General features: G+C 67.2%; 22 protein-coding genes and 2 pseudogenes. 3 read left to right on the forward strand and 21 right to left on the reverse strand.

Annotation, left to right across the window (positions count from 1 at the left end; translation table 11 throughout):
- Nucleotides 1-88: 88 nt before the first annotated feature.
- Entirely contained in the window at nt 89-862 is a 774-nt protein-coding gene (locus ACFV7R_RS39305) for a DeoR/GlpR family DNA-binding transcription regulator (protein ID WP_385273105.1), read from the reverse strand.
- A 126-nt stretch (nt 863-988) separates the two neighbouring features.
- Here ACFV7R_RS39305 and ACFV7R_RS39310 point away from each other — a divergent pair, with 126 nt between their 5' ends.
- Nucleotides 989-1180: a DUF6207 family protein gene (locus ACFV7R_RS39310; RefSeq protein ID WP_385273108.1), complete on the forward strand. Its 192-nt coding sequence runs from the start codon at nt 989-991 to the stop codon at nt 1178-1180.
- 99 nt (nt 1181-1279) lie between these two features.
- Here the strand turns inward: ACFV7R_RS39310 and ACFV7R_RS39315 are convergent, their stop codons facing one another.
- A complete protein-coding gene (locus tag ACFV7R_RS39315) occupies nt 1280-1492 on the reverse strand; it encodes a hypothetical protein (protein WP_385273111.1) in 213 nt (70 codons plus the stop codon).
- A gap of 524 nt (nt 1493-2016) precedes the next feature.
- Here ACFV7R_RS39315 and ACFV7R_RS39320 point away from each other — a divergent pair.
- Nucleotides 2017-3324, forward strand: a complete 1308-nt coding sequence (locus ACFV7R_RS39320; protein WP_385273114.1) for a UDP-glucose dehydrogenase family protein — start codon at nt 2017-2019, stop codon at nt 3322-3324.
- A gap of 27 nt (nt 3325-3351) precedes the next feature.
- Here ACFV7R_RS39320 and ACFV7R_RS39325 read toward each other — a convergent pair whose 3' ends face one another.
- The 8 genes from ACFV7R_RS39325 to istA form a co-directional block, all read right to left on the reverse strand.
- Nucleotides 3352-3732, reverse strand: coding sequence for a glycosyltransferase (locus ACFV7R_RS39325; RefSeq protein WP_385273250.1), 381 nt, complete (start codon nt 3730-3732; stop codon nt 3352-3354).
- Between the two features lie 18 nt (nt 3733-3750).
- Nucleotides 3751-5700 (reverse strand): DUF3732 domain-containing protein, encoded by a 1950-nt coding sequence (locus ACFV7R_RS39330; RefSeq protein WP_385273117.1) that lies wholly within the window; start codon nt 5698-5700, stop codon nt 3751-3753.
- A complete protein-coding gene (locus ACFV7R_RS39335; protein ID WP_385273120.1) occupies nt 5697-6188 on the reverse strand; it encodes a three component ABC system middle component in 492 nt (163 codons plus the stop codon). The genes ACFV7R_RS39330 and ACFV7R_RS39335 overlap by 4 nt, the downstream gene beginning before the upstream one ends.
- A complete protein-coding gene (locus ACFV7R_RS39340; protein ID WP_385273123.1) occupies nt 6185-7393 on the reverse strand; it encodes an ABC-three component system protein in 1209 nt (402 codons plus the stop codon). Before ACFV7R_RS39340 ends, ACFV7R_RS39335 begins: the two co-directional genes overlap by 4 nt.
- A 247-nt stretch (nt 7394-7640) precedes the next feature.
- Nucleotides 7641-7898 (reverse strand): transposase, encoded by a 258-nt coding sequence (locus tag ACFV7R_RS39345; RefSeq protein WP_385273126.1) that lies wholly within the window; start codon nt 7896-7898, stop codon nt 7641-7643.
- A 131-nt stretch (nt 7899-8029) separates the two neighbouring features.
- Nucleotides 8030-8587 (reverse strand): hypothetical protein, encoded by a 558-nt coding sequence (locus ACFV7R_RS39350; RefSeq protein WP_385273129.1) that lies wholly within the window; start codon nt 8585-8587, stop codon nt 8030-8032.
- 203 nt (nt 8588-8790) lie between these two features.
- The gene (locus ACFV7R_RS39355) at nt 8791-9582 is read right to left on the reverse strand and encodes a type IV secretory system conjugative DNA transfer family protein (protein ID WP_385273132.1); all 792 of its coding nucleotides are present in this window, start codon (nt 9580-9582) and stop codon (nt 8791-8793) included.
- On the reverse strand, nt 9579-11237 hold the full coding sequence (istA, locus tag ACFV7R_RS39360; RefSeq protein ID WP_385273135.1) for an IS21 family transposase: 1659 nt from the start codon (nt 11235-11237) through the stop codon (nt 9579-9581). The genes ACFV7R_RS39355 and istA overlap by 4 nt, the downstream gene beginning before the upstream one ends.
- A 142-nt stretch (nt 11238-11379) precedes the next feature.
- Between istA and ACFV7R_RS39365 the strand changes: the two are divergent.
- Nucleotides 11380-12498 (forward strand): annotated as a pseudogene (locus tag ACFV7R_RS39365) (UvrD-helicase domain-containing protein); the annotation flags it as partial.
- Between the two features lie 879 nt (nt 12499-13377).
- Here ACFV7R_RS39365 and ACFV7R_RS39370 read toward each other — a convergent pair.
- From ACFV7R_RS39370 to ACFV7R_RS39420, 11 genes and pseudogenes are all read right to left on the reverse strand, one after another.
- A complete protein-coding gene (locus ACFV7R_RS39370) occupies nt 13378-13791 on the reverse strand; it encodes a cytidine deaminase family protein (protein ID WP_385273138.1) in 414 nt (137 codons plus the stop codon).
- Between the two features lie 21 nt (nt 13792-13812).
- Entirely contained in the window at nt 13813-14946 is a 1134-nt protein-coding gene (locus tag ACFV7R_RS39375; protein WP_385273141.1) for an IS630 family transposase, read from the reverse strand.
- An 88-nt stretch (nt 14947-15034) separates the two neighbouring features.
- Entirely contained in the window at nt 15035-15445 is a 411-nt protein-coding gene (locus ACFV7R_RS39380; protein ID WP_385273144.1) for a hypothetical protein, read from the reverse strand.
- Nucleotides 15442-16206: a hypothetical protein gene (locus ACFV7R_RS39385; protein ID WP_385273147.1), complete on the reverse strand. Its 765-nt coding sequence runs from the start codon at nt 16204-16206 to the stop codon at nt 15442-15444. Before ACFV7R_RS39385 ends, ACFV7R_RS39380 begins: the two co-directional genes overlap by 4 nt.
- Entirely contained in the window at nt 16203-18233 is a 2031-nt protein-coding gene (locus ACFV7R_RS39390; protein ID WP_385273150.1) for a hypothetical protein, read from the reverse strand. Before ACFV7R_RS39390 ends, ACFV7R_RS39385 begins: the two co-directional genes overlap by 4 nt.
- Complete coding sequence (locus ACFV7R_RS39395) at nt 18230-19048, reverse strand: hypothetical protein (protein ID WP_385273153.1); 819 nt, start codon at nt 19046-19048, stop codon at nt 18230-18232. Before ACFV7R_RS39395 ends, ACFV7R_RS39390 begins: the two co-directional genes overlap by 4 nt.
- A gap of 113 nt (nt 19049-19161) precedes the next feature.
- A complete protein-coding gene (locus ACFV7R_RS39400; RefSeq protein ID WP_385273156.1) occupies nt 19162-19845 on the reverse strand; it encodes a Crp/Fnr family transcriptional regulator in 684 nt (227 codons plus the stop codon).
- 15 nt (nt 19846-19860) lie between these two features.
- Nucleotides 19861-20379 carry a Pycsar system effector family protein gene (locus tag ACFV7R_RS39405; protein WP_385273159.1) on the reverse strand — a complete coding sequence of 173 codons (519 nt, stop codon included), beginning with the start codon at nt 20377-20379 and terminating at the stop codon, nt 19861-19863.
- A gap of 302 nt (nt 20380-20681) precedes the next feature.
- Nucleotides 20682-20815 (reverse strand): annotated as a pseudogene (locus ACFV7R_RS39410) (IS5/IS1182 family transposase); the annotation flags it as partial.
- Between the two features lie 31 nt (nt 20816-20846).
- Nucleotides 20847-21476: a transposase gene (locus ACFV7R_RS39415; RefSeq protein WP_385273253.1), complete on the reverse strand. Its 630-nt coding sequence runs from the start codon at nt 21474-21476 to the stop codon at nt 20847-20849.
- The gene (locus tag ACFV7R_RS39420; protein ID WP_385273162.1) at nt 21371-22231 is read right to left on the reverse strand and encodes an IS4 family transposase; all 861 of its coding nucleotides are present in this window, start codon (nt 22229-22231) and stop codon (nt 21371-21373) included. The genes ACFV7R_RS39415 and ACFV7R_RS39420 overlap by 106 nt, the downstream gene beginning before the upstream one ends.
- Nucleotides 22232-22506 lie beyond the last annotated feature (275 nt).

A 22506-nucleotide genomic window follows, 5' to 3' on the forward strand; every position in this document is an offset into this window, starting at 1 on the left:
ACGCCAACGTCAGCCGCACGTCGTCCGCGGCTACTTCGGCGGCCCACACGTCCGCTACATCCTCGAATAGAACCCTTTGAGTTTCGGATCAATAGCTGTTGACTGTGGCTGAAGCTGTCAGCATCACCCTCACGCCAGCCTCGCTCAGGGTCCTACAGGTCGCATCGTCTTCCGATGCATTGGTGACGAGCGCATCCAGGTCCTCGGGGCCGCAGATCTTCACCATGCCGGTTCCGGGGAACTTGCTTTTGTCGGCCAAGAGCACCACCTTGTCGCTGGCGGTAATCATCGCGCGCCTGGCGGGCACCTCGGCCACGGTGGTGTCCATGACCTGGCCCCCGGGGCGGAGGCCACAGGCACCCATGAACAGCCAGTCGGCGTGAACTTGGCGGAGGTTGTCCTCGGCCATGAACCCGTCCAGCATGCGTGACTCACGGATGACCATGCCCCCGAGCAACATCAGGTCGATGTTCTCGGCATCGTTGAGTTCGTCATATACGGCAAGGTTGTTGGTGATCACGGTGAGTCGGCGACCGTGCAGTTGAAGTGCCAGCCGGTGGACCGTTGTGCCGCTGTCGAGAATGATCGACTGACCGTCCTCGATCATTGTGGCCGCCTCAGCGGCGATCGCATCCTTCTCGGCCACCTGAACCTCGGCGGCCTCATTGAAGGGCGGCTGATCCTCCTCGATTACCGCTCCGCCATGGACACGGGCGAGCCGCCCGTCCGCCTCCAGCTTGAGGAGGTCACGGCGGATGGTCGCTGCACTGGCATCAAGCTGCTCGGCGAGATCGCCCACGGAGGCAGTGCCGCCCGAACGCAGGGCTTGCAAGATGAGTTGGTGTCGTCGTTCGGCCAGCACACCACCGAACACTACACGCTACCGACTGGCACAATCCGTCGACTTTTAGCCGCAGTTGACAACTACACGCGCCCGCAGCCCGTCCCGGCTGCCCAAGCACCCATCAGCCTCTGGTAGTTCAGAGAAGTGGCAGGCCTGGACGACGAAAGCGTGTTCGCCTTCCAGAACGCGATCGCCCGAACATGGGGGACCTCGACCGCCGACCGCACCACCCGGGATGTTGGCCAGCCCGGCGTGCGGCTGCGTCTGTACGTCGATCTGCGGCAGGTCCTCGCCCAGGACTCGCCGCCGGAGCGGGCGCTGGCCACTGGCACGTAATGAGGCCTGGTCCGCCACCACGGGGGGAGTGACGGACCAGGCCAGAGCCAAAGGTGCCACACCCGCCCTGGGCGCGCGCGGATTCTGAGTGAAGTCGCTTCAGGATGGCCCGAGTTCCATCGCGTGGGCCTGCAGGAGGGCGAGGACGGCGGCACCGTAGGCGCGGGATCGGTCCCAGACGGCGAAGTAGTCGGTGTGCAGCTGGTCGAACTCTTCGTCCTGGCCGGGCTGGACACGGATACCGCTGCCGCGGCCGAGGAGAAGGTTGGCGCGGCGGCTCGCCTCCGGGTTCAGGCCGCGGATCGGCGGCACCGGCTCACCTCCCTCGCGTGTGCCGTCGGGGTGGTACGCCTCGTACAGGTCATAGCGCCCTCAGTGGCCCACGCGGCTGGCCTGCAGCAGCCGCGCCTGCTTGGCGACCTCCTGCACCAGCGGGTCGTCCGGGTCGCCGAGCCGGAGCTCGGTCCGGGGACGGGATCGCCCGCCAGATGCCGACGTACGAGGCGTTGATGCTGTTGATCCACCATGGGGGCGCGTAACCGCCGGGCAGGACGCGGGGCTGCGGCAACCGCCGGGGCGGCCGCTTTCCGTCCGCACGTCGGGCGAGGAGTTTGCGGGCCGAACGCAGCAGGGCAGCGTCGTGCGCCTTCATCAGCGCCACCGCAACCCTGATCCCGCCGTCCGCCGCTTTGTACTCAGGGGGTCCGTACGTACGCGCGCAGCTGGCGCTGGCACTGCGCCGGCTCACAGGCCTGACAAACACGCTCGCAGCATGCTCTATGGTCGGATGCGGCTGAGGGGCAGGGGATCTCGACGCCAGAAGGGTGAACGGACCAATGCTGGAGAAACGCCGAGTCGCTGTTTTCGGCGCGGGCTACATCGGCCTCGTGACCGGCGCTTGCTTCGCGCGGCTCGGGCATGACGTCGTCGTTCGTGACATTCAAAAAGAGCGCATCGACATTCTCCAGAACGGCGGTGTCCCGATCCATGAGGACGGGTTGGGCGAGTTGATCGCGGAGAACGCCGACCGTCTGAGGTTCACCCTCGACGCTGAGGAAGCCGTCCGGGATTCGGACGTCGTGTACGTGTGCGTGGACACCCCTCCGACACCGTCCGGAGATGCCGACCTGTCCAGGATTTGGCAGGTCATCGACACATTGCGCGAGGCCCGTCATCTGGCCGCAGTGGTGGTCAAGAGCACGGTTCCCGTGGGTACCGGTGCGCGGGTCAGGGCCGCGATGGACCGCGCGGGACTCCAGCACGTCGGGTACGCCTCGAACCCCGAGTTCACCGCAGAGGGACAGGCGGTGCGCGACTTCATGCACCCGGACCGGGTGGTGATCGGTGCCGATGATCCCGAGATCGCGAAGCTGGTCGCGCAGCTGCACGAGGGTGTGGACGGACCGGTCGTCGAGATGGACGTTCCGTCGGCGGAAATGGTGAAGCTGGCCGCCAACGCACTCCTGGCCACGAAGATCAGTTTTGCCAATGAGATCGCGACGATCTGCGAGGCGACCGGAGCCGACGTTGAGCACGTCGTTCATGCGGTGGGCCTCGACCACCGGCTCGGTCCTCACTACATGAAGCCCGGTGTCGGGTGGGGCGGCAGCTGCTTCCCCAAGGACTCCCGGGCGCTGCGGGCCATGGCCAGCAATTCCGGGTACTCGTTTCAGATGCTCAGCTCCGTGATCGAGGTGAACGACCTCCAGCCGCGGCGAGCTATTCAACGGTTGAAGGACGAGCTGGACGGCTCTCTCGGGGACCGGACCATCGCTCTCTTGGGCATCACGTTCAAGCCGGGAACGGATGACGTACGCGAGGCCCCGAGCACGATCCTCGCCTCCCGGCTCCTGGCCGAGGGGGCTGCGGTCCGCTGCTGGGATCCGCTCGCCCGCACGCTCGATACCGTTCCGTGGTCGTCGACCACTCGCTGTGCCACGCCTGTGGAAGCCATGACCGGCGCGGACGCGGTGATTATCGTGACGGAGTGGCCGGAGCTGCGGGACGTCGCCTGGGAGCGGGCGGCGGCCGCGATGGCTCGCCCGCTGATCTTCGACGGACGCAATCTGCTCGAACCAAAGCGGATGGGCTCACTCGGCTTCACCTACATGAGTGTGGGCCGCAGGACAGTACGCGGCTCGTGACCTTAAGTCCTCCGGCCCGTTCGGCAGTCATGAGTGGTTGCCGCACCGGCCGGAGGGCGTCGATCTCGACGGACCCGGCCCAGCTGCACGAGGCCGTGGTCTCCATGCGCGGGCGCTTGTCTGGACGCGGTCGTACATTTGCGCATACCTGTCGGCGATGGTGCGCCAGCTGTAGTGCTGGACGACGAAGTCACGGGCGTTGCGTCCCCGGCGTGCGAACTCCTCAGGGTGGGCGAGGGCGCTCAGCAACGTGGCGTGCAGGTCGTCGGTGCTGCCGGGGGCGAGTAGCCACCCTGTGGGCCGGGGCCCGCCGGAGCGGACGAAGCCCAGGGGGCCGCCGCTGGCCGAGGCGACGACGAGGGTTCCGGAGGCTACGCAATTGACGCCAGTGTCCGTAGTCCCTGCTATGCGGCTCTTCCCAGCAGATCACTCGTCCGAGTCGTAGGTGATCCAGTGCTCAGGGACGAGGGCTTCTCCGTTGCTTCGCCTCCATCGTGCACGAACAGCACTGCGGAACGGCTCGTCGTCCAGGTCGGCGTGTTCAAGAACGATTACCTGGAAGGCGCCGGCGAGAGACTCGATGCTCAAGTGGATCGTCTCGTAGAGGTTGAGCAGCGTGGCGCGGGCGGATCCAAACCCGCCGCCGCGAGTCTCATCGGGGAATCCTGCTTGCGAAGGTTGATCGAGAATGAGAAAACGCGGGACCGGGCTGTGGATCTCGTTAAACCACTCGTGCAGGCTCAGCATGGTCGCGATGTGGTAGCCCAAGTAGTTGTGCCCGCTGCCCATTTCCGGCATCTTGACGGGCCCGCGTCGCGTATCGGCGATGAGAGTCAGTGCTCGGGGGTCCAGGCGGATGGGGTCGCCATGGTGCTCCAGTTCCAGAGCAACAGCTTTGGACTGGATTTTCTGGTTGACGAGGGACAAATAGCTGCTGAGCAGGTCCTCCTGAGCGCTGTTGCCGAGCTGTTCTTCGAGCGCGGCGATCTCCATAGCGAGCTCCTCCCTGCGGTCCTCTACCGGAGCCTGGGCATGGCGGGCCATAGTGTCCAGGAAGAGACTGATCCGTCCCTGGACGACAGCTGCCCGGTGCTGCGGATCATCCTGAGCAGCTGCCCGCTGGCCAGCACTCAGGACCTCGATCTCCTCCTGATTGCGGGCCAGCGCTGACCGCAGATCCGCAAGAGCGTCCTCCTCCTCCGCGATGCGCGCATTGATGTCCGGCGTCGCCTCTCCCATCGCGGACATCTCAGCATCCAGGCGCTCAAGGTCGCGCCGCATGGTCTGGGCTACTTGCCCGGCGTCGGACGCGTGACTGCCGCACACCGGGCATAGCTCGTCTTGAGGCGTCGTCTCCAGGTGAGCACGCCGTAGAAGGCCGAGGGTGGCGAGCCGGGCATGCTGCTCACGTACCTGGCCGAGGAAGTCGTCCTTCTCCCTGGCGATGGTCTTGAGGTTGGAAATCCGAACGCGGGTCTGGGAGTACGCCTGACGCAGGTCGCGCCGCGTCGCGTTGAGAGCAGACAGCGGGTCCTCGCCCGCGGATGGCTCCACGTCAGGGACGGTCGTCTCAACGGCTTGGCGCAGTCGGTCGACGATCTCGTCGTTGGACAGGAGACGTCCTGCAGGGGCGGGGGTAAGCAGGTTGACTTCGACGGCTTCCCCGTGCAGCCCGGCCGCCGTCCCTGAAGCGTGCTGGAAGGGTCGGGCTGCCGCCAGACGCTCCTGTTGTTCGGTCAGTTGTCGGCGTAGAAGCCTGAGGCGGTGTTCAAGCTGGGCGCGTTCGGGATCCACGGCGCCCAGGAAGTACGGGAGCATCGCTCGCAGGGCGGGGCGGTGGAAGTCGTCCATCTGTCCGTGAAACAGAAGGTCCTGATTGGCGACCTCGTTCTGCTCCTGCAGGCAGAAGAACAAGCCGTGCCGCACGGACGGGGAGAGCTGGCGGGGGCTGCGTGCCACGGGCAGCTGCACGGAAGGGTCGATGCCGGTGAACTTAGACAAGACCTTCTTGGCGACGTCCAACGGCATGGAGAAGGTCAAATTCGTGTAGTCAGGCGGGGGCGCTTCGTGCGCCTGGGAGATGACGCACAAGGTGCTGTTGGTTGCCGCCTTGCCGACGGGTGCGGGGCGTGCCACGAACAGCTGCTCGTCGCCCTTGACGATGGTGAGCGCGAAGACGTGCACGAAGTTGCGGAGTGCCGCTCCCCGAATGACGAAATCGTCGCTGCCCAGGCAGTAGTCGACGATGGTCAAGATGGCGCTCTTTCCGCGTCTGGAGTCCCCCGTGATGATGTTGAGCGAGCCTGTCTGGAACGGAACGGTGCGAATCTCCCCATCCCGGTTGTAGATGGAGATGGCGCGGATCTGGAACGTCAAGGCCGAACTCCCAGCATGGTCATGACGGTGCTTGTACTGCCGGCACTGGGCAGCCAACGCCCCAACAGCAGCGCGGCCTTCTGAACGGCGATGACATCATCGCTGCCGCCGGTGATCGCCTTCTTCAAAGCCTTGTTGGGCACGTGGAGGCGACCCTGTGCATCACACGCCAGCGTCCGTGTCTGCAGGGCCATCAGCAGACCGGGACGGACAACGTCGGCGATTGCCGTCGCGTTCAGGGTCATCGACGCGCGCACCGCCGGATGCTCCTGCACCCAGCGGTGCAGTCCGCTCGCGGTCGAGCGCGGCAACGCGGTGCGGATCGTCGGCTGCAGGGCCATGACCGCAGCGAGCGTCGCGATGACGACCGGGCACGGCATGCCGAACTCCGTTTGGTGGCCTTGCACCGCGCGGGCCGCGGCCAAGCCCGTGAAAGCGGGGTTGTACAAGGCGCGCTCATCGCGGCTGAGAGTGCTGAACTCACTCATACAGACGTGGTCTCCACAGGCTCCAGCACGGCCATGAGGCGAGCGACGAAGTCCATGTGCCAGCCGACCTTGTAGTCGTCGGCCAGGATGTGGAACGACCCTTTGGCGACGAACGGCTCATCACACTCGGGGCGAATGCGCTGCTGCGCTTCGGTCATCGCCCACCGGTAGATCCTCGTGGCTGCGGCGATCTTCTCTGCTTCAGCCGCCTCCACACCGAGAGTGTCAACCATGTCATCGAAGAGCTCTTCCCACTCCTCGACCAGGCGTCGCTCATAGCGGCTGAGTTCTCTGGGCAGCAACAGGTTCTCGTTCAGCCACCGCGAACGTTGGGTGACAGCTCTCATGTAGTCGCGCACCGCGCGGTTCACGCGCCGTGATCCCAGCTCAATGAGCTCCAGCTGCCGTACGAAAGCCTGGCCGGAGTACTTGGCAAGGTCGGCTTCCATCTCGGCGATGTCTTCGTCGATGGGTAGGTTCGCCCGTCCGAACTGATTGCGCAGATCGGAAAAGACCGCATCGAAGTCCAGCCCAGTGATCGTGTCCAAGCCGCCAGCGCGCAGTTGCTGGATGCTGCGTCGGAAGAACCATCCCTCCAGGCGGACGAGGAACGATGTGGCGTGCTCACGTCCCACGGCCGTGATCGCCGCCTGCCGCAGCATCTGCTCGACGGCATCTACGTCGGGAGCGTTGCCGATCACCTGGATCTTGGACACCATGCGTACCAACTGCGGAGGCTTCAGGAGATCGAATGCCGCGAATGCCTTCGCCAGGGTGTCACTCTTGGAGGTTCTGCGGGTGGCCTTCAGCGCTTCCAAGGCCTTCTGCTCGTCGCGTTGCCGGGAACCCTTTGGTTGCAGCATGCTGCCCACGGACCCACTGGGCAGTTCCGCAGTGGTGAGCAGGATGAGATCGGTCTGGTCGAGGTCGAGTTGCCCACCGTGGATCGCGTGGGCCCAGATGCGCAGGGTCTTCCACAAATCCGCACTTGCGTTGGTCATCTTCGTGCCCGGGGCACGGTGTTTGAGCTGGTAGTACGTCCGTCCGTCTCGGCGGACCTCCTCGATGTCGTCTCCCGCCTCGATGGCCAACGCCCAGTCAAGGTTTCCGAGGCGGCTCACGCATAGATGGAGGGCCTCACGCAACTGGTAGACGTAGCCGAGCGCTGACGCCGACGCCTCAAAATCCGGTTCCCGCTCAGCCATGTCCAACCCCCTGCAGGCCTAAGCTCACCGCGAGTGACCCGATCTTGTCACGTACTGTCTGCGGCTAACACCCCCCTTCACCCGATAACGTTCGCGTAGAACCAAGTTCGCGGAACACCTACTGTCGAGCTTCGCGGACGGGATGCCGGCAAGCGACTGAGACGTGACGAGCAGACCGCGGTCTTACGTGCTGTGCATGCCTCCACCTGTCACCTCCCGGATCCGAAGTAGCGGATGCGCTTGTTCTTCACCGCCATCTCCCGGTGCTGCCGCTCCAGCTCCACATGCTCCCGCCCTGTACAGCCACCCGCCGGCCGCCCGCCTCTGCGGGGCAGTTGGACGTCGCCGACCCGTAGCGGCGCCAGCGCGAGACCCAGCTGTGCAGCGTGCCAAGGTTGACGCCGAGTTCCTCGGCGACCTCCGGGATCGGCTTCCCGGTCTCGACCACGATGCGTACAGCGCCTTCACGGAACTGGGCGTCATGCGTACGTTGCTTGGGCCCCATGAATCCCAACTTCCCCTGTAATCACGGGAATCCACGCCACGCGGGGATTGACACAAATCCGTCTCACATCCGTGGCCAATTGGTCAGACATCGGCCATCAGATTCAGAATTGGTCACTCATTTCTGAGACGCTACACGATGCCCGGGGGGCCAGCCTCGAGGATCTTCTTGCGGTAAGCAGGATCGGTGCCCCATACAGTGCGGGACTTCTGGTTGTGGTAGCCGTTGGTGCACTCACCAAGCCACATCCTGCCGATCCGCTCGATGCCGCGAGACCAGGCGTCGTGCCACAGGTACGGGCCCGCCGCCGCGTCCTCTTCATTTCCGTACGCCGACTCCCAGCCCGTCCACAGCGCGGTCAGCTCGGCAACTACGGCACCGTGCTCCCACCAGCAGGCATGCGGCAGTTGCTCGGTGGTCAATTCGTAGGTATCGGCCATACGGACGACCCACTGGGCGAACTCGCCCCACAGTGCCTCGCGTTCTTCCTCGCCGACCTGGTGCCACACCACAGGAGCACCGGGAACGCGAGTGCCTTCGCCATCTCCGTCCGCTCCGGTCCCGCCCGCCTTGGGGCCGTTGCGGACAGCGCCGGAATCCTCGAGTCGGGCCAAGCGCGCGGCGAACGAGGTGAGTTCACTGTTGATGGACTCAAGTGCGTCGAAGAGCGGTCCGAGCGGATCAGGCATCACGTACCGCCTCTCCCCGGTGCCGTCCGCGGACCGCGCGAAGCACCGGCGTCAGCCAGCGAGGCAGGTAGGCGGATCGTGAGACACCCATATGCTCGCGGTCGAACCTGGTGTCGGCGTCGTGGGCATCCGTCGGCGGACGGACGGCTGACCTTCGGGCTGCGCGGTCACCATGCCCGGACCGGATGATTCCTCCGAGCTGGTCAGGCCGCATGACTGTTCACCTTTGCCAGGGCTTCCTTGGTCGCTGCTGCGATCTCCTTGGCGCGCGGGCCTTCGTGGATCCTCTCGAACTTGACCCGGGTCACCGGTGTGCGGCGGTGCACGACCAGGCCTTCCCGCTCCTTGATCTGCCGGATGTCACCAGGTTCGAGTACGGCCCTGCGCCGGGTGGAAACGCTGACGGAGACGTTGTCGCCGCTGTCGCTGATCGACTCGGTGTCCTCCTCGAACTCACCGGCCAGCGCCGAGTAGGTCTTGAGCTCCTGCTCGTCTGACACGCCGCCCAAAATGACCTTGATAGTGGCGGCCGCGAACATCTTCCTCACGCCGAGTTCGCCCCAGCGTTCATGAGCCTGTGCGAGGTTCTGCAGCACGGCGACCATGAAAATGTTCTGGCTGCCGGAGACGGACATCAGGGATGGGATCTGCGGGAGCGGGGCGACGTTGGCGAGCTCGTCGCCGAGCAGCGCGAGCGGCGGATCGAGCCGGCCGTTGGGCATCCTGGCGGCGATCACTTTGGCGGTGTCCAGGATGGCCCGGCTGAAAGCGGCCATGATCGGAGCGAGAGAGCTGCCTTCCTCTTCCTCACCGATGAGGAAGACGGTGCCGCCCTCGGTGAGCCACTTCGCTATGGAGAAGTTGTTCGCGTCGCGGGCGGCGCCGTCGGCCTGGTCCTTGAACTGCTGGCGGATGGTGGGCAGCCGCAGCATGCGGCACGCCTGGTCGATGGAGGCGGTGGCGGCTTCCTCGGTGAGTCCACGCTTGCGCGTCATGATCCTTCTTTCTTGCCGGCCGTGCGGCCGGGCCGTTGCAGGAGCTGGTCGTAGTGGGCCACCGAGGGCAGCGGCCGGTTGTCGGGCGGCAGGTGGGACAGCCGCCAGTCGGCGAGGAAGGTCACCGACGCGGTCGGCCCCTCGTCCTCCTCCGCCGCCGTATCGGGCCCAGAACGGGCCGGCGGGGCCGGTTCCCCGTCCGATTCGGCGAGCTTGCGTGCCTCCAGCGCGACCGCGTCAGCAGTCAGAGCACCCGCCCGGTATGCGGCCGCCAGACCAGCGACGACCTGCTCGTGGTCCATGTGCCGGCCCAGCAGCAGCACCTCGATCAGGGCCCGGGTGCCGGCCGCGTCGCCGTGCGCGGCCTTCGCCGCCGCCCACCACTTGTCGTGGACGGGGGTGAACCTGCCCGCGGACCGGGCCTGTTCCAGCGCCGTCGACCCCGGGAAAGCACCCGGCTTGCGCAGCAGTGCTTCCAGATAGTGGTCCAAGACCAGGCGGGAGTCGTTGCGTCCGCCGAGACACCCGTGCCGGGTGACCACGGTCCGGCCGTCGTAGACGATCAGTTCGTTGGCGTGCAGCAGGACGCGCAGCTGACATCCGATGAAGCGGACCGGAACCGAGTAGGCATTGCCGCGGACGCTGATCTGGCTGAACCGGTTGATCCTGGGGGTGAACCAGCGGCCCGTCTCGAACGGCTCGGTCGGCAGTGGCTTGAGCAGGTGCTGTCCGCCTGCGAAGTAGTCCCCGACGGTCCGGGTGCGGCCCCGCAGTCGCCGCGCCTCGTCGTCCTGGTCCCACTGGTCGACCATCGCGTTCAGCTCGGTGAGCGAGGCGACCTCCGGAACGGGAACGAAGTGGTTGCGGCGGTAGTAGCCGATCTGTCCCTCGACCCCGCCCTTCTCGTGGGCGCCCTCGATGCCGGGCCGGCAGTAGAACGCTTCGACACCCCAGTGCGAGCGGAACGCAGTCCAGCGGTCCGCCTCCACCCGGCCCCGGTAGAAGCCCAGCACCCGCTCGACCGCGGCCCGCAGGTTGTCATAGCGGATGTGCCGGCGAGGGATGCCGCCCAGGACCCGGAACGCGTGCACGTGTCCTTCGAAGAAGGCTTCCTGACCTGCGGTGGCGAACACCCGGTGCACTGCCTTGCCCGAGTACGACAGCCGCAGCGAAAACAGGTAGAGCCGGGTCATCTCACCGGCCAGGACCGCGCTGACTTCGCCGAAGTCGACCTCCGCCTCGGCCCCAGGCAGGTGCGTCTGCGGCACGAACATGGCCTGTGGGCCGATCCCTGCATCCCGTCTGATCTGCGGACGCCGGTCCTTCACGTAGGTGCGGACCATCGGATACGAGATGGTGTCGGCGCCGTGCTCGTCCACCAGCCGGTCGAAGATTCGCTGAGCGGTGTGCCGCTGCTTGGCCGGCGCGTCCAGATCCGCCCGCAAGATCCCGTCGATCAGCAGCTTGTAAGGATCAAGCCGCGACTCACGGCGCCGATGCTGCCTGCGCGGCTTCGGCCACTGACCGTCCAGCGCCCGCCGCACCGTCCGCCACGTGACGTTGTGCTTGCGCTGCAACGCCCGCTGCGACATGCCCGCTTGATGGTCACGGCGGATCGCTGCGTACAGATCAACCTTCGACTGCGACGTCCCCATAAGGCCCCCAGCGGTAGAAGCACAATCCACCGTCCCACCGCAAGCCCTCAGGTGACGTCAAAACAAACCGACATCGCAAACCCGGTCAGAAGGTGACTTCCGGCATCACCTCGAAACGACTCCCGTACTGAGATACAAAGCCAAGGCCATCTCCCGCCACCACGTACCCCGCCTGCGCGGCCTGGAAGACACCGACCTCCATGCCCAACTCGCCGCGCACATCGTGCCGTTCGCCCGCAAAGCCTGGGCCGACCTGCAACACCCCGACGACGGCTGCGTTCGCTTCGACCACGACCACTACCTGAAAATCTGGGCCCTCACCCGACCACTCATCCAGGCCGACTTCCTGCTGCTGGACGAGGCCCAGGACACCAACCCCGTCGTCGAACAGATCTTTCTCGCCCAGCGCGACCACGCCCAGCTGGTCATGGTGGGCGACTCCGCCCAGGCCATCTACCACTGGCGCGGCGCCAAAGACGTCATGACCGGCTTCGACGGTACCCAGCTGGCCCTGTCCCAGTCCTTCCGCTTCGGCCCCGACCTTGCCGCGGAAGCCAACCGCTGGCTGCACCTCGCCGACGCCCCCATCCGCCTCACCGGCACCCCCGCCCTGGACACCGAACTCGGCCCCGTCACCCAGCCCGACGCCGTGCTGTGCCGCACCAACGTCGGCGCCATGGCACAGGTCATGACGCTCATGGCCGCCGGACACCGAGTCTCCCTCGCCGGGGGAGGAGACAGCCTGCAAGCCCTGGCCCTCGCAGCACGTGACCTGAAAGAAGGCCGCCGCACTCACCACCCCGAACTAATTCTCTTCCCCTGCTGGGGAGACCTGCAGGACTACGCCGCCCACGACCCGGCCGGCCGGGACCTGCAACCCCTGGTCCACCTCGTCGACACCCACGGCACCGACGCCATCCTCAGGGCCGTCGCCCGCCTCGCCCCCGAGCCCCACGCTCAGGTCACCGTCTCCACCGCCCACAAGGCGAAAGGACGCGAATGGCCCCGCGTGCTCATCGCTGACGACTTCGCTCGCTCCGATGACGACGCTGCCGACTACGAACAAGGCACTCCGAGGCCCCTCGACCCTGTCGACGACGCCGAAGCCCGTCTGGCCTACGTCGCCGTCACCCGTACCCGCTGGCGCCTCGACCTGGGCGGACTGTCCTGGATCCACGACCACCCCGACGGCACCCCGACCGGCCAGAACCGACCCCATCCACCGGCGCTGCCGCAGCCTCCCGCTGCTGCCGGGGCCTGAAACCGGGGGGCACCGGATCGGCGAGGCACCAGCAGATCACGAAGTGGACGCAGAGCCCGGCCCGCGCCGCTGACAGCTGGGCCGAGTTACAGCATCAGGCGATACTGGCTGCTCCACCGTTCCGGCGAAGTCGCTATAGACTGGTGGCCTTTGCCGTCTGCCACGCAGAGCCTGCAGAACCGGGTCGGCACACAGATAGCGGGGATGCGGAGAGAGTTGTGGGAGATACCAGAGCCCCGGACGTCTGGTCCGGGGCTCGTTTGGAGCCTGGGGAGCGGATCTTCTAGAAGGGGGTCGGCGTCGTGCGCGCTCGGTCCCCCCTCCCGCGGCAGTGCGCAGGAGAGCCCCGGCTGGACGGGGGAGGCCAGCCGGGGCCGTTTGGTGGTGGCGAGCGGAGGGCGGTCGCCTCTCGGCGGAAGGTTCCATGGGGCTTCAGCCGGACAATCGTCCCCATGGGCGATAGGTGAGGCCCGGGGACACTGTCCCCTCCGCAGCCACGTGCAGAAGAACGGCGAACTGCCTGGGTGTGTTCCCCTGTTGGGGCCTGCGGGTATGTGAACTGCGGCACGCGGCCTGGGGTTGTGGCACAGGGACGATGCGGGGGAGTCGCTCTCGGTCGGGCGATGCTGCCACATCAGCGGAACTCTGTCCTCGATCCTCTCCCGCTTCCCGGGCATGGGTGCACTACCCCCATGCTGCATGGAGGGGCCGTCGAGCTGCGCCAGGCTCTGCTCGTCGACGGCCGTCGCTTCGAAGGGGACCCTGTCGTCTGCCGTGCTGGTCGGAGCGATGCATGTGCAGAGGATTGCTAGTGCCGCATCAGGCAACGTTCGCCCTGTTGTTGGCTGGCGGTGTCAGCCCGTGCTGAGTGGCGCGGGTTTACTCAGCCTCAAACTGGTGGTCGGCCCAGACGTAGCTTTCGGGCAGCAAGTCGGTGATGAGGACGGTCCGGATGCGGTCGTCTCCGCCAACGATGACCTTGAGGGCGGGGAAGTAGTCGAGAAGGACCTGACGGCACCGTCCGCACGGGGGAACAACCCCTCGGTCGCGGTCGCCCACGGCGACGATTGTGTCCAGCTCGTAGGCACTCTGGGCGGCTGCCGCGCCGACGAGGACCAGCTCGGCGCAGGGGCCTCCCGTGAAGTGGTAGGCGTTCACCGCGGTGATGATCCGGCCGTCGCTGGCGCGGGCTGCGGCTGCCATGGTGTGGTTGTCGCCCCGGCAGCGTGTGCGCGCGACGTGGGCTGCGGCTTCGATCAGTTCGTGGTCGACGGGGTGGGTCTGCGTGGTCATCTTCTCTGCCTTCGTCGGATGTCAGGCGACGTTGGCCCGCGTGACGAGGGTGCGCAAGCGAATATCGGCGGTGTGTTTGTTCCGCCAGATGATGTACCGGCGGATCATGCTGCCCTGTTCCTTATGGCTGGCGTGGTCGGTGCCGTCCAGCGTGAAGTAGCGCAGAGCGGTGAACTGGGCCTCGATGCGGTTCAGCCAGGAGCTGTTGGTCGGCGTGTAGGCGAGTTCGACGTTGTTGGCCTCAGCCCAGTCGCCGACCCGGGTGTCCTTCTTCGTGGACAGGTGGGGGGAGAAGTTGTCGAGCACGATCGCGATGCGGATCTCGGGCGGGTAGAGGCTACGCAGGTAGCGGCAGAACTCAAGGAACCTCGTGCGGTTCTTCTTCGGCTTAATGTGGCCGTAGAGCTTGTCCTTGGCCAGGTCCAGGGCGGCGAGCAGGTGCCGGACGCCGTGCGGGCGGGTGTAGGTCGCCCGCCTACGGGGCCTCGGCTCCCGGTCGGGGTCTTTGTGCTTCCCGCCGCGCTCGGCCCACTGCCGTCCGGGGTGGGGCTGGAGGTTGAGCGGGCCGAACTCGTCCAGGCAGAAAATGACTTCGGGTTCTTCGTCCTCGGGTATGACCTCGCCGTCCGCGAGCGCATAGAGGTGTTCGACGCGGGCCTTCTTGGTGGCGTAGTCGGGGTCGCGGGAGGTCTTCCAGGTCTTTATGCGTTGAAAGGACACGCCCTCCTCGCGGAGCAGGGCCCGAAGGCCCTCGTGGCTGATGTCGTCGACCACCCCCTCGGCGACCAGGAAGTCGGCCAGCTTGGCCAGGCTCCAGGTCGAGAACGGCAGACCGTGCTCGGCAGGCTTGGACTTGGCGATCTTCTTGATCTCGCGGCGCTCGGGCAGGGTGAAGGTCTTGGGCCGGCCGCCCTTGTACTTCGGATAGAGCGAGTCGAAGCCGTCGGCGTTGAAGTTGTGGATCACGTCCCGGACCCGGTCCGCGCTGGTGAACGACACCTCGGCGATCTTCGCCACGGGCATGCCCTGCGCGGACAGCAACACCATCTGGGCCCGCCGCCAGGTCACCACCGACCCGGTGCCCCTACGGATGATCCGCAACAGGCGCTGCCCCTCGTCGTCATCGATCTCGCGGACGCGTACTCGTTCTGCCACCCGGACAGCCTGGCGGCACCGCACCGTCCGGACCAGCATCCGAACGGCGCGTCACGTTACTACGGGGCAAAGGTTGTCTGATGCGGCACTAGGGCTGTTCGCGGGTTTGTGACGGGGGAGGTGGCGCCGCATGGTGCTGGTCGGCAGGGATCGGCGGGCGGCCCCAGTCCAGGACCTGGAGGCCTGTGCTGTGGATGAGGCCGGCGTCGAGTTGGAGGAGCTGGATGGGGGAGTGCCCGTGTCTGCGCAGCCACCTGAGGCGGCGTTGCTGTTCGGCTTGGCTCAGTGTGTGCCAGTGGTCGTAGTGGATGCCGGGGGCAGCGCCGGGGTTCTCGCGGGCCCAGGCGCGCACGAGGGTGGTTTCGTCTGGTGCGCTGTGCAGGGTGATCAGGGCCCAGGCGGTGTCGTACGTCAGCGTCGGCCCGTGTCGGGCCATGAGGCGGCGGGTGCGCAGCTGACGCACAGGGGCCAGGAGCCAGCGTGCGGTGTGGAGGTTCATGCCGGTGTGCTCCCGGGATCGTGAGGGCGGTGCCGGAGGGCGGCGGCGGTGGTCAGGTGGTGGTGGCCGAGGACCGTGAGGGTCTGGACGAGGGCCTGGACGAAGACCTCGCGCTGCTGCGGGGTGTGCAGGGTGGTGACGAGGTCGTCGGTGAAACGCCGGATGTCACCGCGCAGGTCGTCGTCCTGCGCCGCCTGCGGCGCAGGCAGCCCCTTCAGGGCCTGGGCAAGGTCTCCGAGGTCGTTGAAGCGGTCGGGGAACTGGGCCATCCACCACACGCGGCGTAGGTCCGGGTCGGCGAGCACCCGCTGCAGCTGGGCCAGGCGGTGCAGCTCCTCGCCGTGTTCGAGGTCTGCTGCCTGCTGCCGGCGGGCATGTTCCTCGGCCAGGGCGCGGTCCGCTGCCGCGACGCTCAGCTCGGCCATGCCGCTGACCTCCAGCCCGGGCATGGGGCAACCGCGTTGTGTCAGGGATGAGTTGATGGCGTCGTGGGCCGCTGCGAGATCCAGAACGGAGTGCTGGCACAGGATTCCTGCGGCCTGCCGGCGCAGGTGCTCACGCGCCGGCATCGCCAGGTCGCCCTGGCCCGTGTCACCGGGATGCGTCCACTGCCAGCTCCCGGTGATGCGGACGGTGAAGCGCACACTGCTGATGCGGCTGGCCATCCGCTCGTCGCTCAGCACGAGCGGATGAGCCGTGCCTCCGCCTGCCGCATCTCCTGCGAGCTGGGCCGGTCTGCTGCGCCGGCGCAGCAGACTCACGCCGTCACGGCGGCGCCGTCACCGCCGGACCGCGCCATGGCGCTGGGGCTGGCAGGGGAGGCCACCTCGGAGATCAGCTGGGCGAACAGCTGTGCGCGCCGGGCCCGTCCCAGGTCGGAGCTGTCGGGCGAGCCCACCAGCAGGCCGGAGGGGCCTTCCTGGCCCAGATAACCGCGCAGCACCTGCGCCGCGAGGGGCAGGACCTGGTCGTCCTGGAGCTTGGGCGAGTCCAGCCAGGCCGCCAGATGCCGGTACGCCGCCTGCGCTGCCGTGGGCTCCTGCAGGGCCGCGCGCCAGCCGCGGACGAACAGCTGACCGGCCAGCACATCGGGAGCGTCGACGGCCTCGCCGGTGCTCTCCTGGTTCGAGGGCAGCGGCAGGAGGATGTCGCTGGTGATGTCGGTCAGGGCCAGGAACGTGCCCGCTCCGGCCTTACGAATGGTGCTGTCGCTGGATTCGGCCCATTCCACGATCTCCGATAGCACCAGGATGCGTTGCTCGGGAGTACTCACCAGGGTGCGCACCGCGTCGGCGACGGCGTCCCGGGCCTGGTCGTCATCGCGGGATGCCAGCAACCGCAGCCGGGTCAGGGCGACCCGGGGATACCGCTGGCCCAGCTCGCCCGCGCAGACCGCAGCGACCGCGGCGATCAGCTGTTCGCTGGTTGTCTTCTGCTGGGCCCAGTCGTACAACTGCTTACGTACGGCGACGCCGGCGACCGGATGGAGCGCCATGATCTCCAGGATGTGGATGGCAAGCTGACGGTGCGCCACACGGTCGGTCTCGATCCACCGCCTGGCCACGGACAGCACGGTCGAGCCGCCGGGCAGCAACGACAGCGGCACCAGACAGTCGGCGATGCGCTGCAGATGACGAACGGCGATCTTGTTGGGTGCGCTGATCTGGGAGGCCCACTCCAGCAGCACGGGCCGCAGCTGAGGCCGCTGCCGCCACACATACTTCAGCGCAGCCCCGGACAGCCCACGTTGCTTCTCCTCCAGGGAGATGCCCTCGTCATCCGTGTACGAGGCGTCGATCGCGTCCAGCCGCTTGTCCAGGTCACGGCCGGACAGCGCACCGCCACGCGGCAGCTCACCACCGACTTGCGTGAACAGCTGGTCCGCGGCCCCCAGTACGACGGCGGCCGGAGCCCCATCCAGCAGGGCGGCCGCGATCAGCAGCGCGCGCTCCTGCAGGTCTCCCGGCGCGGAGTGCCGCTCGAACCAGGTTTCCAGATGCTTCTGCCAGTCGGTGAACTGCTTGCCGACTGCGGTTTGGCCGTCGTCCTTGGCCTCGGCGATGAGCCGGGCCAGCCGGGCGCCGTCGGATGCCGGCGCCTCGGGGGCGAGCAGGTCGTTGAGCGGATCGTGCGTCAGCCAGTCCACCCGGCCGGCAGCGAGGTGGCGCAGATGGGCCTCGGCGACCTTTGCGGCCGAGGGGCGCGCGAGGTGCACGGTCGGCACGGTCGCGAGGGCCTTGGGGGTCCAGCCGTTCGGATCAGCCAGGATGACCAGAACGGCGTCGGCGGCCTGGGCCTGCTTCTGGTAGTCGGCAAGTCCGGTGTAGAAGTCCTCCGACAGATCGCGGTAGTCCGTCAGGTCCAGGATGCAGGCGCGCCCCTCTGCGTGCGGGATCTGCTCGATGCGCGGCTGGTCCCAGTCCAGGACCAGCCAGCCGATCTGCTTCCTGGGCACCCCCGCCTTGCGCAGCGCATGCAGCGCGGCCGTGCGCCGTCCCGTGCCAGCCTCCCCGCACAGCACCAGGACGTGGCTCTTGCCGTAGGGGCGGCTGAGCATACTGACGGCCTGCGCCACTTGGCCGGATCCCTGCGGCCCGGGAGGATCAACGAACGCGTGTTCCGCGAGGTCCAGTTCGCCGTCGTCGACACTGGCGCTGCGCAGGTACTGCCAGCCCCGGACGTACTGGTGGTGGTGCTCTTCGTAGTCGCCGGCGACCTGCGTCACCTGTGCCTGGCCGGACGCTTCGATCTGTTGCTGCACCGCTGCGGTGCCCTCGGCGTCGGTCATGACTGCTCCTGGCTGGGGATGTAGTCGCGTCCGACCTGGATCAGCCGGGCCTTGCCGCTGGCCTTGCCCTTCTGGCGTACGGCGCCGCTGCTCTCGTTCGCGGTGGTGGCCTTTGTGCTGCGCTCAGCGGTCTGGCTGGGGCGGCCGTCGGGTACGGTGCCGCTGGCCTGTGTGAGGTAGGGGGCGAGTACCGAGGGGACCAGCCCGGGGACGAAGAGCCAGCAGGTCTGCTCGAAGCCCGGCTTGCCCTCGACGCGGGCGGTGGCCCGGTGGAAGTGCTGCTCCTTGAGAGCCGGCGTGCGGCCCGCGGCGACCGTGCGGCCAAAGACAGTGTCCGACACCACGGCAGCCAGCAGCATTCCGTGGTCCACCGCGGCGGTCATGGCCCGGCGGGCCGCGTCGCTGTCGACCAGCCGGCAGGCGTCGTTGGCCGCGTCCCCCCGGTGCTCCGGCGGCGCCAGGGGACCGACGTGCACGCTGGCCCGCAGCCGGATTGTCGGCGCGCTGGCCAGCCGGGTCTGCTCGCGCCGCTCGAGTGCCTGACCGAGGTGGACGAGGAGAGGGTCGATCAGCCGTGCCGCGTGCCGGGCCGGCAGCACGAAGATGGCACCGTCTCCACGGTCCTTGACGGCGCCGAGCAGCGTCGCGTTGCCGATCCCGCACTGAGCGAACACCGTCGTCAGCATGCTGTCCAGATCGGCCCGCGCGGGCGCCATCTTCGCCTCGGGGAGCTTGCTGTACTCCTTCATGTCGACGGTCAACAGAGCATGCTCCGGCGGCACATCGGTGACGTCGGACGGGACGAGAGAGGGCATGGGCAGCAGCCTTTCCATCGTGTCGGGGAAATCCGAGTGGGTGTGCTGCCTCATGCTGGACGGGCCCGGGCGACGGCGGTGCCCAGTGCTGGGCACCGCGCCGGTGCGGTCGGTCACGTCTGCGCGTGAGCGTGTGACTGGATCGATGTGATGTCGCGGATGATGAGTCCGCCAGCGGCCTCCGTGGCGAGCCATCCCTGCTCGCGCCACGGTTTCAAGGCCGCTCCCACGGCGTTGCGGGACGCGCCGATCAGCTGTGACAGCTCCAGCTGCGTCAGCCGCACGAAGCATTCGGCGCCGCCCGCCGACGCGGCCTGGAGCAGCCGTCCGAGCGCCGAGGCCAGGCGCACGGGCACGGCCGAAGTGGCCATCTCCAGGCGTACGGTCTCCGCTTCGCGTACCCGCGCGATGGCGTGACGCAGCAGCGCGGCCTGTAGATCGTGGCGGTCCACGAAGGCCAGGAAGTCAGGGGCAGGGATGATGTGCACCCGGCAGTCCTCCGCGGCGATGACCGACGCGGTGCGTGGCTGGTTGTCCAACACCGCCAGCTCCCCCAGCAGTTCACCTGCGCCGCGTACCGCCAGCAGCGTCCGTTCGCCATGCGATCCGGTGAGCGTGATCAAGGTTGATCCGGAGACCAGCAGGATGACGTGGGTGCCCGGATCCCCCTGCCGTAACAGCAGGCTTCTGGCCGGGCGTACACGAGCCGGAGCCAGCTGACTTAACTGCGACCAAAGGTCATCACCGATGACCGAGACATGCGGCTGATACATAAACCCCCCGAATGTGGTGCCCATCACGCCAAGATGTTCTCAAGCAGTGATGTATGCGCTCAATAAGCCAATTCCGGCCATGCCTACGGCAGTTGCCGTGAGATCGACCGCCCACCTCACGGCACGGAATTTCCGCTGAGCCAATCTGGCGAACAACACCAACTGCTCCGCCTCCGCCAGCACACGCTGGCCAGAACCCATCGCCGAGAAGGCCGATACGATGTCCTCAGCCCCGCCCTGTTCCGGGACAGGCCCTGCGAATGTTCTGAGCCCACCGCGGCGCGGAAGCACAGGGCGGATCGCGAACAGGGCAACCACGAGCGCCATGCCAAGGAGGGCTGCAGCACACGCCAGTGCAGCTACTGGCAGCCACCTGGACCACGGCACAGTCGACAGCGCCGCAGCGTCCACCGTCAGCAAGCCGCCCGTCACGCCGCACAACGTCGTCGCCTTCGTGTCCGACCGCTGTACCTCCACGAACATTTCCGCCGCCGCATCCCCGAGCCGTCGGCAGCCCAGGCAGTCAACCGGAATGAAGCCCCCACCCGCGTCAGCCACGTTGTTCCTCCATAGGGCCCTCGGATCTGCACCGCTGTATTCCTGCACCTCACCGTGTAGGAACTACGCCGGCACCAGGGCCCACTGCAGGGCACCATGCATGCCGAACCCGTCACAGTCCGGCTGCTCCCAACTCCAAGCGGGCCACTGCGTCGGCCACAGCCGACCGCTCAGACGGGCGAGAGGATCAGGCGCGCCTCACGCGCGACGGCGGCGGGTCGCGCGCGACTGGGCAGACAAGCTGCCTGACCAATCAAGCCAGGGAAGCGCAGCGGTGTACCGACTGCGTTTATGCCCGTGTCCTACGTGGTGAGGCGGACGAGTCGCTTGTAGCAGCAGATGGCTGCAGCGAGCCCGAGAAATGCCAGGTAGTTGCGGGGATTGCGTTCGTAGCGGGACTGAGTCGGCGATAGCCGGACAGCCACGACATGGTCGATGGCGTCCCTTGTCGTGCAACACCGTTGCGTTTACGTCTTGTTGTCTCTGTCAAGCGTTCCTTCCTTGATCATCTGGAAGTCGAGGGCGTACGTCTGGGACGTTCGTGGGTGCTTGTTGGCGGTGAACGTGTACTTGCTGCTGCGCTGGCGGACGCGCGCCTTCAGGCGCCAGCGGTGTCCCGCCGGAAGGAGGCCAGCCAGAGCGGCCCGGCCGATCGCGCCGACGAGGGGCGCCGGGCCGGTGGGTGCGATGTTCCGGGCGGCCACGATCTGGTCGGCGGCCGCATTCAACAGCACGGTGAGGCTGATGCGCTCGGCCGATAGGTCCGGATGGGCGGTGACCACGTCGTCCGCGGTGCGTGCCAGTGCCTGGTAGACGGTGAGCAGTGCGTAGACCTCCTGCTCGATGCCGGGGACGGTTCGTGAGCGCAGTACCCGTCCGTCGAGGATGGTCGACTTCAACGAGAAGTAGCAGGTCTCTACCTGCCACCTGCGGTGATACAGCGCGAGCAGATCATGGGCGGGGTGGCGCTCGGGGTCCAGGAGAGTGGTCATCAGCGCCACAGCTCGCTGCGGCGGGTGCCGTCGGCCAGGGTGACGGTCATCCGGGCTTCGATGATCCGTACTTCGAGCCGCCCGTAGCCGCGCCCCGCCCGGTATTTTCCGGCGCTGATGGTGGTCAGGTAGGAGCCGTCCGGCAGGAGGCGGCGCACGGTGGGACGCCGCTTGCGGGTCGAGCGCAGCAGGAAGGAAGCGCCGGTGCCGGTCACCGTCTGGAGGAAGTCGAAGGCGTCGTAGTAGGCGTCGGCCAGCAGCACCATCGAGGCGTCCAGGCGGTCCAGCAGGCGGCGTGCATAGCCGAGCTCGCCGGTGGTGTCCGGGCCGAAGGCCGCGCCGAGCAGGGCGCGGGTGCCGCACTCGACCAGTGTCACCAGGCGCAGGAGGGGATAGCCGAACTCTTTCACGGATCCGATGTGTCTGGGGAAGTGCCAGGTCACCGCCTCCTCGTCGGGGACGCTCAGGGTGGTGCCTTCTACCGCGACCACCCGCAGGCCGCGGTAGAAGGCACCGGACTGTGCCCGGCCGGCCACCGGACCGGCGAGGATCTCGAACAGACGGCGCAGCGGGGCGCTGCCCAGTCGGCGGCGGGCACGTGACAGGGAGGAGGCGCACGGCCGGGCCACCGCGATCCCGTGCAGCCCCGCTCCGAGCTTGTCCCACACCGCTCGGTGAGAGGAGCGTTCGAAGAAGGCAAGGGCGAGCACGAAGTACACCACCACCCGTGCCGGCAGCAGCCGCACGCGCCGCTCACGCGAGCCCGTCTCCTCCAGCACCGCGTCGACCAGCTTCGGGTCGATGACCTGCGTCAACTCGCCCAAGTGGCCGGGTGCGTACACATCGTGAGCTGACGCCACGGGTGGCGCGGTGGCAGAATGCCGCGACAACGGGACCTCCGGTACGACGATCTCTGGGCTCGACACCACAGGGATCTACCAGGGGTCCCGCCCTCTCGTTCACGCACTTGACAAAGCGCCAGACCGGCCTAAAGCAACGGTGTTGCACGAGAAGGGACACGACCACATGGTCCGTTCGATGACCCAGCGGCGTCGCCCTAATCGTTCACTGGACTCGATGCCTTTGTGGGCGATTTGAGCTGCACCCCGTTTCGTGGAGTCCCTGATGCCAGGGT

It is taken from the genome of Streptomyces sp. NPDC059866 (assembly GCF_042731325.1).
Classification (GTDB): domain Bacteria; phylum Actinomycetota; class Actinomycetes; order Streptomycetales; family Streptomycetaceae; genus Streptomyces; species Streptomyces flavusporus.

Bases quoted from the DNA above. Each gene is read 5' to 3' on its own strand.
- ACFV7R_RS39390 (WP_385273150.1), bottom strand. From the start codon at position 18,233: ATGACCGACGCCGAGGGCACCGCAGCGGTGCAGCAACAGATCGAAGCG.
- ACFV7R_RS39340 (WP_385273123.1), bottom strand. From the start codon at position 7,393: ATGGCTGAGCGGGAACCGGATTTTGAGGCGTCGGCGTCAGCGCTCGGC.
- ACFV7R_RS39345 (WP_385273126.1), bottom strand. From the start codon at position 7,898: ATGGGGCCCAAGCAACGTACGCATGACGCCCAGTTCCGTGAAGGCGCT.
- ACFV7R_RS39320 (WP_385273114.1), top strand. From the start codon at position 2,017: ATGCTGGAGAAACGCCGAGTCGCTGTTTTCGGCGCGGGCTACATCGGC.
- ACFV7R_RS39380 (WP_385273144.1), bottom strand. From the start codon at position 15,445: ATGAACCTCCACACCGCACGCTGGCTCCTGGCCCCTGTGCGTCAGCTG.
- ACFV7R_RS39395 (WP_385273153.1), bottom strand. From the start codon at position 19,048: ATGCCCTCTCTCGTCCCGTCCGACGTCACCGATGTGCCGCCGGAGCAT.
- ACFV7R_RS39335 (WP_385273120.1), bottom strand. From the start codon at position 6,188: ATGAGTGAGTTCAGCACTCTCAGCCGCGATGAGCGCGCCTTGTACAAC.
- ACFV7R_RS39355 (WP_385273132.1), bottom strand. From the start codon at position 9,582: ATGACGCGCAAGCGTGGACTCACCGAGGAAGCCGCCACCGCCTCCATC.
- ACFV7R_RS39370 (WP_385273138.1), bottom strand. From the start codon at position 13,791: ATGACCACGCAGACCCACCCCGTCGACCACGAACTGATCGAAGCCGCA.
- ACFV7R_RS39400 (WP_385273156.1), bottom strand. From the start codon at position 19,845: ATGGGCACCACATTCGGGGGGTTTATGTATCAGCCGCATGTCTCGGTC.
- ACFV7R_RS39350 (WP_385273129.1), bottom strand. From the start codon at position 8,587: ATGCCTGATCCGCTCGGACCGCTCTTCGACGCACTTGAGTCCATCAAC.
- istA (WP_385273135.1), bottom strand. From the start codon at position 11,237: ATGGGGACGTCGCAGTCGAAGGTTGATCTGTACGCAGCGATCCGCCGT.